The following is a 12924-nucleotide window of genomic DNA, read 5'->3' as shown; positions in this document are numbered from 1 at the left end:
AAAGCAGTTGCTAGGCGCGCGTCACGAAACTGTCGATCACCCGCTTCTCGCCGGCCTTGTCGAAGTCGATGGTGAGCTTGTTGCCCTCCACCGCGCTGATCACGCCATAGCCGAACTTCTCGTGGAAGACGCGTTCGCCCTTTGCGTATTTCACGGCATCGGTGTCACGCGCCACCATTTCGCCCTCGATGAAGCGCGGCGTGGAGCGGGTGGCCTTGCCGTCCGACCAGCGCTGCTGCGCCCGCTGCCAGCCCGGCGTCGAATAGGTGTTGCCGAAGGGCTTGGTCTGGTCGTCGAAGCGGCTCTTGCCGTAGGTACCCAGCCCGAAGCCGCCATAACTCGTTGCCATCGGTGCCACCTCGACATGCATCTCCGGCAATTCGTCGATGAAGCGCGAGGGCAGCGCATTCTGCCAGAGATTATGCACGCGCCGGTTCTGCGCGAAGGAGATGGTGGCGCGGCGCTTGGCGCGGGTGATGCCGACGTAAGCCAGGCGGCGCTCCTCCTCGAGCCCCGCGCGGCCCTTCTCGTCGAGCGAGCGCTGCGAGGGGAACAGGCCTTCCTCCCAGCCCGGCAGGAACACGGTTCCGAATTCGAGGCCCTTGGCGCCATGCATGGTCATGATCGAGACCTTGTCTTCCTCCGCCGACTGCTCGACGTCCATGACGAGCGCGATGTGCTCGAGGAAACCCGCCAGGTTCTCGAAATCGCCCATGGAGCGCACGAGTTCCTTGAGGTTGTCGAGGCGGCCCTGCGCCTCCGGACTCTTGTCGTTCTGCCACATCTCGGTGTAGCCGGACTCGTCCAGAACGATTTCCGCCAGTTCGGTGTGGGGAATGCCCATCGCCATCTGGCGCCAGCGGTTGAAGCTCTCGATGAGCTTCCGGAGTGCCGTGCGCGCCTTGGCGGGCAACTCGTCGGTGAGCGACATGGCCTCCGCCGCGCGGTAGAGCGAGATCCCCTGCGCCCGCGCGATCGCATGCATGCGCTTCACCGAGGTGTCGCCGATGCCGCGTTTGGGCGTGTTGATGATGCGCTCGAAGGCCAAATCATTGTCGGGCGATGCGACGATCTTCAGATAGGCCAGCGCATCGCGCACTTCGGCGCGCTCATAGAAGCGCGGGCCGCCGATGACGCGATAGGGCACGCCCAGCGTGATGAAGCGGTCTTCGAAGGCGCGCATCTGGAAGGAGGCGCGCACCAGAATCGCCATGTCATTGAGCTTCTCGCCCTTGCGCTGGAAATTCTCGATGTCCTCGCCGATGACGCGGGCTTCCTCGTCGCCATCCCAATGGGCGCGCACGGTGACGGTCTCGCCATCCTCGCGGTTGGTGTGCAGCGTCTTGCCGAGCCGGCTCTCGTTCTTGGCGATGAGGCCGGAGGCGGCGCCCAGGATCTGCGGCGTCGAGCGGTAGTTGCGTTCGAGGCGGATCACCTTGGCGCCGGGGAAGTCCTTCTCGAAGCGCAGGATGTTGTCGACCTCGGCGCCACGCCAGCCATAGATCGACTGGTCGTCATCACCCACGCAACAGATGTTCCTGTGGCCCTGCGCCAGCAGGCGCAGCCAGAGATACTGCGCCACGTTGGTGTCCTGGTACTCGTCCACCAGCATGTACTTGAAGCGGCGCTGATACTCCTTCAGCACGTCGGGGTGTTCCTGGAAGATGCGCAGGACTTCGAGCAGCAGGTCGCCGAAGTCGGCGGCATTCACCACCTTCAGCCGCTGCTGGTACTCGGCATAGAGCTTGCCGCCCAGCCCCCCATGGCCGAAGCTCGCGGCCTCGCCGGCGGGCACGCGTTCAGGCGTCAGGCCGCGGTTCTTCCAGCCGTCGATCAGCGAGGCGAGCTGCCGGGCGGGCCAGCGCTTCTCGTCCACGTCATGGGCCTCGAGCAGCTGCTTCAGCAGCCGGATCTGGTCATCGGTGTCGAGGATGGCGAAGCCGGAGCGGAGCCCCGCGAGCTCCGCATGGTTGCGCAGGATCTTCACCCCGATCGAATGGAAGGTGCCGAGCCAGGTCATGCCCTCCACCGCGCCGCCGATCAGCGCCCCGATGCGGTCGCGCATCTCGCGCGCCGCCTTGTTGGTGAAGGTGACGGCGAGGAGCTGCCCCGGCCAGGCCTTGCCGGTGGCCAGGATGTGGGCGAGCCTCGTGGTCAGCACCCGGGTCTTGCCGGTGCCGGCACCGGCCAGCACGAGCAGGGGGCCATCGGTGTTCTCGACCGCGGCGCGCTGTTCGGGGTTGAGGCCCTTGAGGTAGGGCGGTTCGGCCTGCTGACCCATGGCGCGAGCGGCCAGTCCCCCGGGCTTGATGGCGGGGGCCGGCTGCTCGTCACCGAAGTCGTTCAGGTCGAAGTTCTTGCTGCTCATCCGATAGGTCCGAATCCTAGGGACCTATATAGAGCGTCGGGAACGAAATGCGAAACTTCAGGCGGCCCTGAGGCTCATGCAGTCGGGGCGCTTCAGGCTCCTGACCGCGCCCTGAAGCTGACGCCACGTCTCCGCCGTCTCCATGTCGCCCAGGCGCTCGCAGATCTGGGCATGCTTGGCGGCTTCCGATTCGGCACCCTTGCCGTGAACGAAAACAAGCGCTTCCGCGAACAGGTTGAGACCGGTGTTCATGATACTCGCCTCCTTCGTTGCTGGTCTGCACTTTATGGAGGCTTAATGCGCCGTTAATGTTGCGCGAATGTGACGTCTTTTGAACTTACGCCTTTTTTGGGATTCCAATCTTGTGCCCGACCTGCGGCGGCACCGGCAGGCCCTTGTGTGCCTCGTACATTGCTTGAATCTTTTCCATCACATCGGCCGGGAAGGGGGCGGATTTCTTCAGCCCCATGTCGATGTGCATCACGATGATCTCGGTGACGCAGGAGAGCCAGCCCTCGGTGGCGTGGAACATCTGCTGGACGTAATGGACGCGCTTGGCGTCGCAGTCGAGGAACTGGGTCTCGATCCGGACCGAATCACCGGCATGGAGTTCGCGCACATAGGTGTTGTGGCATTCCAGCGTGAAGAAGGAATTGTTGCGCTCCTTCACGTAGTCCGGCCCCAGCCCCACCGCCGCGAAGGCCTCGTCACCCGCCCGGTCGAACAGCACGTTGTAATAGGCCATGTTGAAATGGCCATTGTAGTCGACCCACTGGTCCTCCACCTTCAGGAGCGACCCCGTGAAGGGCGCAGGATAAGCCATCGCAAAAACTCCGGTTTCCGGTTAATTTCGTCCCCATGGATAGCCCGCTTCCCAAGAACAGTACAACTCAGACCATCGCCGAGCTGCGCGCATGGCTGGGCGACCGCCTGTCAACCGCCCCCGCCGTGCGCGAGCAGCACGGCAAGGACCAGACCTGGAACCCCGGCGCCCCCCCGGATGCCGTGGCCTTCGTGCACAGTACGGAGGAGGTGCAGCGCATCGTTTCGACCTGCGCCCAGCACGGCACCCCGGTCATCCCCTATGGCACCGGCACATCGCTCGAGGGGCATTTCTCCGCCCCCTTCGGCGGCATCTCCATCGACCTCAGCCAGATGAACCACATCCTCGAGGTCAACACGGCCGATCTCGACTGCCGGGTCGAGGCGGGGGTGACCCGCAAGCAGCTCAACGCGCACCTGCGCGACCAGGGCCTGTTCTTCCCCGTCGATCCCGGCGCGGATGCCTCGCTCGGCGGCATGACGGCGACGCGCGCGTCGGGCACCAATGCCGTGCGCTACGGCACGATGCGGGAGAACGTCCTCAACGTCACCGCGGTGATGGCCAATGGCGAGATCATCCGCACGGGTACGCGCGCCAAGAAGTCCTCGGCCGGCTATGACCTCACCCGTCTCCTTGTCGGCTCCGAGGGAACGCTCGGCGTCATCACCGAGGTGGCGCTGAAGCTCTATGGCATCCCCGAAGCCATCGTCTCCGCCGTCTGCCCGTTCCCCAGTGTCGAGGCCTGCTGCAAGGCCACCATCACGGCGATCCAGATGGGCATTCCCGTGGCCCGCATCGAACTCGTCGATGCCGAGCACGTGAAGGCCTTCAACGCCTATTCCAACCTCGACCTCAAGGTGACGCCCACGCTCTTCCTCGAGTTCCACGGCACCGAGGCCTCGGCGCATGAGCAGGCGGAAACCTTCGCGGCGATTGCAGAAGACCTGGGCGGCGGCCCCTACAGCATCGCCACCAGGGAAGAGGACCGGCAGAAGCTGTGGCAGGCGCGGCACGATGCCTTCTGGGCCACCAAGGCGCTGATGCCCGGCAAGGAGTCCTTCGCCACCGACGTCTGCGTGCCGATCTCGCGGCTGGCGGATTGCGTGACGCAGACGCAGGCGGACCTTGCCGCCAACAATCTCTATGGCCCCATCGTCGGCCATGTCGGCGACGGCAATTTCCACGTGGTGCTCTATTGCGACCGTTCGGATGCGGAGGAGTACAAGCGCGTGAAGGAGGTCTATGGCCGCATGATCGACCGGGCGATCGCCATGGGCGGCACCTGCACCGGCGAGCACGGGATCGGTGCGGGCAAGCGCTCCTATCTGCAGAAGGAGCATGGCCCCGCACTCGCCTTCATGCAGGAGATCAAGCGCGCGCTGGACCCGAAGAACATCATGAACCCCGGCAAGAACGCCGCCCTCTGATGCCACCCGCCAGGCGACAGCGTTCCGGCCGCACGGTTTGGAAATCCCCCGTGCTCTATCTCGGCATCCTGCTGGTGATTGCCGTGGTGGGTCTGCTGGCGGCACCTTTCATCGTCGACTGGAACGCCTACCGCGCCGATCTCGAAGCCTATGGCCGGAAGCTGACCGGCCGGGCGGTGAGCATCGACGGCGCGGTGTCGGCACGGTTGTTCCCCTGGCCGCGCCTCACCGTCGAGGATGTGCGGGTGGCGAGCCCCGAGGGCATGGATGTGCGGGACTTCGCCACCGCCTCGCGCCTCACCGTTCACATGACGCTGCAGGGCCTGCTGCAGGGCGGCATCGACGTCGAGAGCATCGACATCCAGGACCCGCAGGTCAATTTCGAACGGCTTGAAACGGGCGAGGGCAACTGGGTGCTCCAGCCTTCGGCCGATCTCGTCAACAGCGACATCCTCTCGCGGGTGAGGCTCGACAAGATCACGCTGGCCGGCGGCACGCTGACCTTCCGCGACCGCCGCCGCGGCGAAACCGTGTCGCTCGACGACATCAGCGCCGACGTGGCCTCGCCCGGCGTCGCCGGCCCATGGCGCCTGCGCGCGCGCGCGGTCTATGACGACAGGCCGGTCACCATCGCCTTCAACACGGCGGCCTTCGTGAAGGGCCAGCCCTTCCTGTTCGGGGTGAAGTTCCAGGCAGCGGACAATTCCGGCAAGGTCTACAGCTTCGACGGCGCCTACAGGGATGGTTTCGCCCAGGGCGACGTGCAGGTGGCCCCCGCGCAGCGCGACGACGGCAAGGGCGATGCCGAGGGCCAGCTGAGGCCGCTCATCTTCACGGCCAAGGCCCGGGGTAATTTCGACCAGGTGGACTTCACCGACATCCAGGTGGCCCATGACGACCCGGGCGATGCCACGGCGATCGCCACGGGCTCGGCCTCGCTGCGCCTTGGCCGCCATATCGATGCCAGGGCCGATCTCTCGGCCTCGATCCTCGATCTCGACGAACTCGCCGGTGCCAAGTCGCGTGACGTGCTGCGCGAGGCCGGAAGCCTCGCCGTAATCGACAGCCTCCTCGCCCTGCTGCCGAAGGACATGAGCCTCGACGGGCGGGCCAGCGTCACCTCGCTGAGGAGCGGCGGCCAGACCTTCGACAATGTGGCACTGGCAGTGACGGCCGACCGCCAGCGCCTGCGCATCGAACGCTTCGCCTCCGGCCTTCCAGGGCGCAGCGAAATGCTGTTCAAGGGCAGCTATTTCTCCGCACCCGGCGGCGGCGAGCTCGCGGGTGACCTCGGGCTCGAGGCCAATGACCTGCGCGAATTCGTGCTGTGGCTCTGGCCCGGCGCGCGCGACAGCCTGGGGCCCCTGTGGACCGGCAGCCGCGGCCGGCTGAAACTGCAGACGGGGCTGAGCCTCACGCCGCAGGGCCTGCGCCTCACCGGCAGCGCCTTCGAGCTCGACGGTGAAGCGGGCACCGGGGCGCTGGCGGTCACCGCCGCCGGCCGCGGGGCGGTGGATCTCGACCTCGAGAGCCGCCGCTTCGATCTCGACGCCTATGCCCCGCAGGGCATTCCCGCCGTCCAGGCCGCGGCGGAGCAGGGGGCCGGGGGCGTGCTCGGCGTCGTGCTGCCGCGCCCCGATGCGCCGGACCTGCGCCTCAAGGTCAGGACCGGCGAACTGCTGATGAACGGCGTGTCGGCGCAGGACGTGGCCCTCGACCTGCAATCCGGCGCCAACGGCATGGACCTGCGCGCCCTCAACATCGGCGCGGTGGGTGGCGCCAGCGTCACGGCCTCGGGCCTCATCCTCGACAATGGCCGGGGGGCTGATGGTTCGGTCAGCCTCGACGTCAAGGCCGATGATCCGGGCCAGCTCATCCGGCTGATGGGTCTTGCCGGTGGCGACGGCCTGCCGCCCTGGGCCCGCAACCTCGGTGCCACGGCCTTGCGCGCCGATCTTGCGGTGAAGCCGGGCGAGGGCGGCTCGCTCACCACGCTCAAGGCCGGCGGCACGGCGGGCCAGCTCACCGTCTCGGCCACGGCCAGCGTCGCCGCCGACAACCGCCTCACTGGCACGGCGCGGATCGGGGCGCCCACCTCGTCGCGCATTCTGGGCCTGTTCGGACTTTCGCCTGCCGGGCAGGACGCGATGCCGGGCAGCCTCGCCATCGACCTCGAGGGAAGCCTTGCCGCGGGCTTCGCCACCACCGCCACGCTGCAGGCATACGGCGGGCGGCTGGATTACCAGGGCACCGTCAATCCGCTGCAGGACGGTTATGGCCTGGGGGGCAAGCTGTCGCTGCGCGCCACCGACGCCGCACCGCTGCTGGCCGCCACCGGCATGCCGTTGAGCGGCGCGGCGGGCGGCGTGCTGGTGGGCGATGCGCAGCTGGCCTGGGGCGACGGCAAGTGGAGCCTCTCCGGCCTTGCAGGCCGCCTCGGCACCGCGGCCTTCAGCGGTGACGCGAGCCTCACCTCCGCCATGGTGCTCGATGCCCGCCTGCAGACCGGCACGCTGCGCCTTGCAGACCTGCTGGCCAGCAGCTTTCTCGACTGGTCGGGGCCGCTGACGGGGCTGGAAACCGGCTTTGCCACGGCGCTGCCCTTCGGGCTCACCGGGCAACTGTGGCTGACCCCCGCCACCCTCGAGGTGCACCGGGCCTTCACGGCGCAGAGTGCCTCCGTCGGCATCGCGGCAAAGCCCGGCGAAATCCACTTCGCGATGCTGGGCAAGGATGCGGAAGGCCGCGACGCCCAGCTCGACCTCACCTCCTCCGGCACCGGTGAAAGCCGCCAGCTGTCGGGCAAGCTTCGCCTGCCGGTGAACCTCGCGCAGCAGCTGGCACTTGCCTCCGGCGCTCCCGTCGCCAGCGGCAAGGGCGAGGTGGCGCTCAGCTTCACGAGCGAGGGGCGCAGCCCCGTCGCGGCGCTGGCCGCTGCGCAGGGGCAGGGCAGCTTCACCCTCGATGGCGTGCGGCTCACGGGCGTCGCGCCCGCTGCCTTCACGGCAGCGCTTGCGGCCGCCAAGGATGCCAGCGGCATCGGTGCGGCCTTCGCGGCCATGCGCGAGGGGCCGGGGCTGGAGTTCGGCGCTGTCAGCGGTCCGATCACCCTTGCAGGCGGCGAGATGAGCTTCGCGCCGCTCACCCACACCGACGGTGACGCCGACGTGACGGTGACGACCGTCGCCGACCTCGCGCAGGGCGAGATCGACGTGGATGTCGGCCTTGCGCTCAAGGCCAGGCCGGGCCTTCCGCCGATGAGCATCGCCTATGCCGGCCCGCCCATGGCGCTGGTGCGCAGCGAAAACAATTCCGAGATCGCCACCTCGCTCGGCGTCACCATCATGCAGGAGGGCATCAACGAGCTCGAGCGCCTGCAGCAGGAACAGGCCCGCCTCGCCAAGCTGGAGGAACAGCAGCGGGCCGAGGACGAGGCCCGTCTCCAGGCCTATTACGCCCAGCGCGACGAGCTGCTGCTGCGCCGCCGCGAGCTCAAGGTGCAGGCCGAGATGCAGGTGATGGAGGCCGACCGCCTGCGCCGCCAGATCGAGGCGGAGCATGCCGCCAATGCCGAGATCAACAAGCAGGAAATCCGCCAGCGCCTGCGCGAGGTGAGGACCTGGCGCAGGCTGGCGGAGGCCGCCGCCGCGAAACCCACCTTCGGACAGAGCGGGGAGGCCACTCCGCAACCCGCACCCGCAAGGCCCGCGCCCGCGCGCAAGCCACAGAAGATTGGCCCGGTGATCCTCGCCAAGCCGCCCGGCGCCCCGGTGATCGTCTCACCGCCGCCGGACCGGTCGTTTTCGCAGTAACCGTTGCCACTATCGTCCCTGCAAGCCGTCATTCCCGAGAGCCGTCATCCCCCAGGCCGTCATCCACCAAGCCGTCATCCCGGCGATGGCGAGAGGGGGGATGCGCGGAAACAAAGCTGGGCCCCAGCTTTCGCTGGGGTGACGGGCATCATTGGGTAACGTGGCGGCGAACTACCTGCGCTCCGCCTCCTTCAATAACCAGACCCGCACCGCGCTGGATAAATTCCTGTCGCCCCGGGCCTGATCGATCTCGGCCACAAGGGCGGCCGCCGTCAGCTTGCGCCTGAGCGCCGCTTTCTGCAGGGCCTCCCAGAATTCCGGCTCAAGCGACAACGACGTTCGGTGCCCCGCGATGGTGAGTGACCGCTTGAGGTCCTGTGCCATCACTCCTCGCGCTTGTGCTGGTCGAGGTCCTTGGCGGCCTTGTCGTTCTTCGCCTCCGTCAGCGTCTTCTCGGTCTTGCTGCGGCCGAACTGCGCGCGGTTCTCCGCGGCGGTCTCCTCCTTCGCGGCGCGTTCCTTCCGCTTGCGGTGGAGCTTGAGGCTGACGATCTCGCCCATCACTTCGGCCCGATCATGTCCTCGGGGCGCACGATAGCGTCGAAGTCGTCGCCCGGGATGCCGTCCTTCACCGCCTCCTCGCGCAGCGTGGTGCCGTTCTTGTGCGCGGTCTTGGCGATCTTGGCGGCGCGGTCGTAGCCGTATTTCGGCGCCAGTGCCGTCACCAGCATGAGGGAGTTGTCGAGTGCGCGCTTGATGTTGTCCTCGCGCGCCACGATGCCCACGACGCAATTGTCGGTGAAGCTCGTCGCCGCATCGGAGAGCAGGCGCACCGACTGCAGGAAGTTGTAGGCCATGACGGGGTTGTAGACGTTGAGCTCGAAATGCCCCTGGCTGCCGGCGAAGCTCAGGGCCGCCTGGTTGCCGAAGACCTGCACGCAGACCATGGTGAGGGCCTCGCACTGCGTGGGGTTCACCTTGCCCGGCATGATCGACGAGCCCGGCTCGTTCTCGGGAAGCGACAGTTCGCCGAGGCCCGAACGCGGGCCGGAGCCCAGCAGGCGCACGTCATTGGCGATCTTGAACAGCGACACGGCCACCGTGTTGATGGCGCCATGCGTCATCACCATCGCGTCATGGGCGGCGAGTGCCTCGAACTTGTTGGGGGCGGAGGTGAAGGGCATGCCGGTGATCTTCGCAATCCTGTCGGCCACCATCTCGGCAAAGCCGACGGGTGCATTGAGGCCGGTGCCCACCGCGGTGCCGCCCTGGGCCAGTTCCATCAGCATCGGCATGGTCATCTCGATGCGCTTGATGCCATTCAGCACCTGCTGGGCATAGCCGCCGAATTCCTGGCCCAGCGTCAGCGGTGTCGCATCCTGCGTATGGGTGCGGCCGATCTTGATGATGTGGCTCCATTCGCGCGCCTTGGCGTCGAGCGCCTTGTGCAGGTGCTTCAGCGCCGGGATCAGCCGGTGCTGCACCTCTTCCGCCGCCGCGATGTGCATGGCGGTGGGATAGGTGTCGTTGGACGACTGGCTCATGTTGACGTGGTCATTGGGGTGCACGGGCTTCTTGGAGCCCATCTCGCCGCCCATCATCTCGATCGCGCGGTTCGAGATCACCTCGTTGGCGTTCATGTTGGACTGGGTGCCCGAACCCGTCTGCCACACGACGAGGGGGAAGTGCTCGTCGAGCTTGCCGTCGATCACCTCCTGCGCGGCCTTGACGATCACCTCGCCGACCTTGGGGTCGAGGCGCCCGAGCGCCATGTTGGTCTCGGCGGCCGCACGCTTCACGATGCCCAGTGCGCGGACGACGGGCAGCGGCTGCTTCTCCCAGCCGATCTTGAAATTGCCGATCGAGCGCTGCGCCTGCGCACCCCAGTATTTCGTGGCGTCGACCTCGATGGGGCCGAAGGTGTCCGTCTCGGTGCGGGTCTTGCTCATGGCAGTCCTCGAATTCAGCATATTGCGGAAAGGTTTCGGGGGGCTGATTATCACTTCGCACCCGCACACGCCAGTCAGACGGAAGTTGACCAGATGTTGCCCAAGAACCTGCCCCGCGGCATCTGGATGCTGGGATTCGTCAGCCTTTTCATGGACGTGTCGTCCGAGATGATCCACGCCATCCTGCCGCTCTTCGTGGTCGGAACGCTGGGCGCCTCCGCCGCACTTCTGGGCCTTCTCGAGGGGCTTGCCGAGGCCACCGCCCAGATCTCGAAGCTGTTCTCGGGCGTGCTCAGCGACCGCTGGGGCAGCCGCAAGGGGCTGGCGCTCCTGGGCTACGGCCTCGCGGCGGTGGTGAAGCCGCTCTTCCCGCTCGCCACCTCGGTAGAATCGGTCTTCGCCGCGCGCTTCATCGACCGGGTGGGCAAAGGAATCCGCGGCGCGCCGCGCGATGCGCTGGTGGCAGACATCGCGCCGCCGCAACTGCGGGGAGCGGCCTTCGGGCTGCGCCAGTCGCTCGACACGGTGGGCGCCTTCGCAGGCCCCTTGATCGCCATCCTGCTCATGTCGGTGCTGATGTTCGACCTGAGGAGCGTGATGTGGGTGGCTTGCGTGCCCGCCCTCATCGCCGTCGCCTTGCTTGCCTTCGGCGTCGAGGAGGCGCCGCATCGCGAGCAGGGCGAGAAGAAGCCCGGCTTCGACCTCCGCACGGCCTCGTCCCTCGGCCGCGCCTTCTGGGAGGTGACGGCAGTGGGTGCCATGATGATGCTCGCCCGCTTCTCGGAAGCCTTCCTCGTGCTCAAGGCCTCTGCCACGGGCCTCTCCAATGCCTGGGTGCCGATGGTGATGGTGGTGATGAGCCTCGTCTATTCGCTCGCCTCCTATCCGGCAGGCGCGCTGTCGGACCGTGTCGGGCGGCGCGGGCTTCTCGTTGCCGGCCTGCTGGTGCTCATCGTCGCCGATCTCGTGCTGGCCTTCGGCCATTCCATCATCTCGATGATAATCGGCGTCGCGCTGTGGGGCCTGCACATGGGCCTCACCCAGGGCGGGCTCTCGACCATGGTGGCGGACACGGCACCAAAGGCGCTGCGCGGCACGGCCTTCGGCCTGTTCAATCTCGCCAGTGGTCTGGCCTTGCTGGTCGGCAGCGTGCTCGCGGGCGTGTTGTGGGATGTATCGGGCCCTGCCGCCACCTTCCTCGCCGGTGCCGGCTTCGCCATCCTCACGCTGCTAGGCCTCTCGTGGGTGAAGCCGCGCCAGCCACAGCATGAACAGGGTTGAGGCGAGGGCCGCAGCACCCGCGATGAGGAGCGACGTCTGCGCCGACACCATACCCAGCAGCAGCGCGAAGAGCAGGGGGGCCGCTGCATTGAGGATCAGGTTCGGCGCCGAGATGACGCCCAGCACCTCGCCATAGCCACGCGTGCCGAAGAGCATCAGCGGCACCGCGCCCTTGGCGATGGTGACGAGCCCGTTCGACGCACCGTAGAGCACGGCAAAGAGGATGGCGGCAGGCCACGAGAAGCCCATCAGCGCGAACAGGCCCACCGCGACGGGCAGCAGCCCGAAGGCGATGAGGCCGAGCTGCATCGGCGTGAGCCGCCGCCCCATCAGGATCTCGCCCATGCGGCTCGCCACCTGCGAGGGCCCGATGAGGGCGGCCATGAACACCGCCTCGTCGCCGGCAAAGCCCAGCCCCTGGAACAGCGGCACGGCATGGGCCGAGATGGCGGAGAAGACGAGGCCGTTCAAGGCGAGCGCCGTGGCAAACAGCGTGATCGCGACACGCCGTCCGCGACCCTCGAGATGCGGCTTGCCGACGGGATCGGCCACGCGCTCAGCTGCGCGGTCGCCCTTTGCCGCATGCAGCACGGCCCAGTGGATCGGCAGGCAGACGAAGAGGTTCAGTGCAGCGTAGGCGAGCAGCGTGTGCGACCAGCCGATGTTGAGTGCCAGGTAATGGCTCACCGGCCAGAACACGGTGGAGGCGAGTCCGCCGAACAGCGTGAGGTAGGAGATGGCGCGGCGCGCGCCTTGCCCGACGATCTGGGTGAGGCTGGCGAAGGCCGCATCATAGGTCGCAAAGCGCATGGCAAGTCCGAGCACCAGCCAGCCGATGACGTAGGCTGCGGGATGCGGAAACAGCCCCATCACCCCGAGCCCCGCCGCCGCACAGAGCGAGCCCGCGATCATCACGCGCCGGCCGCCGATCCGGTCGATCAGCCGCCCGCCCTGGCGCGAGATGAGCCCGCTCAGCAGCAGTGCGGCCGAGAAGGCGCCGAAGATCAGCGTGCCGGACCAGCCCGTCGATTGCGCAATGTCCTGCGAGAGGGCCCCCAGCATGTAGTAGGTGGTGCCCCAGCCGATGATCTGGGTAAGGCCCAGGCCGCAGATGACGAGCCAGAGGGGCATGCGGCTCATGGCTTCGTCCGTGCCAACACCCTCCGGCCATCATGCCCGGGCTCGTCCCGGGCATCCTTTGCGGGGCCCGCGAAAAGGATCGCCGGGTCAAGCCCGGCGACGATGACTGTTGGAGGTGCGTCGCG

At 67.3% G+C, this 12924-nt stretch carries 10 protein-coding genes; 3 read left to right on the top strand and 7 right to left on the bottom strand.

All coding sequences use genetic code 11. The features are described 5' to 3' along the window. Positions 1-10: 10 nt before the first annotated feature. The 3 genes from DK847_RS15105 to DK847_RS15095 form a co-directional block, all read right to left on the bottom strand. Positions 11-2368: an ATP-dependent helicase gene (locus tag DK847_RS15105; protein ID WP_111199363.1), complete on the bottom strand. Its 2358-nt coding sequence runs from the start codon at positions 2366-2368 to the stop codon at positions 11-13. A gap of 57 nt (positions 2369-2425) precedes the next feature. After that, the gene (locus tag DK847_RS15100) at positions 2426-2620 is read right to left on the bottom strand and encodes a hypothetical protein (protein WP_111199362.1); all 195 of its coding nucleotides are present in this window, start codon (positions 2618-2620) and stop codon (positions 2426-2428) included. 85 nt (positions 2621-2705) lie between these two features. Beyond that, positions 2706-3191, bottom strand: a complete 486-nt coding sequence (locus DK847_RS15095; RefSeq protein WP_111199361.1) for a thioesterase family protein — start codon at positions 3189-3191, stop codon at positions 2706-2708. A gap of 35 nt (positions 3192-3226) precedes the next feature. Here DK847_RS15095 and DK847_RS15090 point away from each other — a divergent pair, with 35 nt between their 5' ends. Next, positions 3227-4618, top strand: a complete 1392-nt coding sequence (locus tag DK847_RS15090; RefSeq protein ID WP_111199360.1) for an FAD-binding oxidoreductase — start codon at positions 3227-3229, stop codon at positions 4616-4618. Next, on the top strand, positions 4618-8430 hold the full coding sequence (locus tag DK847_RS15085) for an AsmA family protein (RefSeq protein WP_111199359.1): 3813 nt from the start codon (positions 4618-4620) through the stop codon (positions 8428-8430). The genes DK847_RS15090 and DK847_RS15085 overlap by 1 nt, the downstream gene beginning before the upstream one ends. Before the next feature lie 171 nt (positions 8431-8601). Here DK847_RS15085 and DK847_RS15080 read toward each other — a convergent pair whose 3' ends face one another. The 3 genes from DK847_RS15080 to fumC are packed head-to-tail and all read right to left on the bottom strand — an operon-like array spanning position 8602 to position 10378. Beyond that, the gene (locus DK847_RS15080; protein ID WP_111199358.1) at positions 8602-8814 is read right to left on the bottom strand and encodes a ribbon-helix-helix domain-containing protein; all 213 of its coding nucleotides are present in this window, start codon (positions 8812-8814) and stop codon (positions 8602-8604) included. Next, positions 8814-8990, bottom strand: coding sequence for a DUF4169 family protein (locus DK847_RS15075; protein WP_425358695.1), 177 nt, complete (start codon positions 8988-8990; stop codon positions 8814-8816). The genes DK847_RS15080 and DK847_RS15075 overlap by 1 nt, the downstream gene beginning before the upstream one ends. Beyond that, positions 8990-10378, bottom strand: coding sequence for a class II fumarate hydratase (gene fumC / locus DK847_RS15070; protein WP_111199356.1), 1389 nt, complete (start codon positions 10376-10378; stop codon positions 8990-8992). The genes DK847_RS15075 and fumC overlap by 1 nt, the downstream gene beginning before the upstream one ends. A 93-nt stretch (positions 10379-10471) precedes the next feature. On the opposite strand from fumC, the gene DK847_RS15065 reads away from it, so the two are divergent. Beyond that, the gene (locus DK847_RS15065; protein ID WP_111199355.1) at positions 10472-11659 is read left to right on the top strand and encodes an MFS transporter; all 1188 of its coding nucleotides are present in this window, start codon (positions 10472-10474) and stop codon (positions 11657-11659) included. Here DK847_RS15065 and DK847_RS15060 read toward each other — a convergent pair. Then, a complete protein-coding gene (locus DK847_RS15060) occupies positions 11609-12799 on the bottom strand; it encodes an MFS transporter (protein WP_111199354.1) in 1191 nt (396 codons plus the stop codon). The two genes, DK847_RS15065 and DK847_RS15060, sit on opposite strands and share 51 nt — an antisense overlap. Positions 12800-12924 lie beyond the last annotated feature (125 nt).

It is taken from the genome of Aestuariivirga litoralis, from assembly GCF_003234965.1.
Lineage (GTDB): Bacteria > Pseudomonadota > Alphaproteobacteria > Rhizobiales > Aestuariivirgaceae > Aestuariivirga > Aestuariivirga litoralis.
Note: the sequence above shows the minus strand (reverse complement) of the source record. Positions and strands in the feature narration are given on the sequence as shown.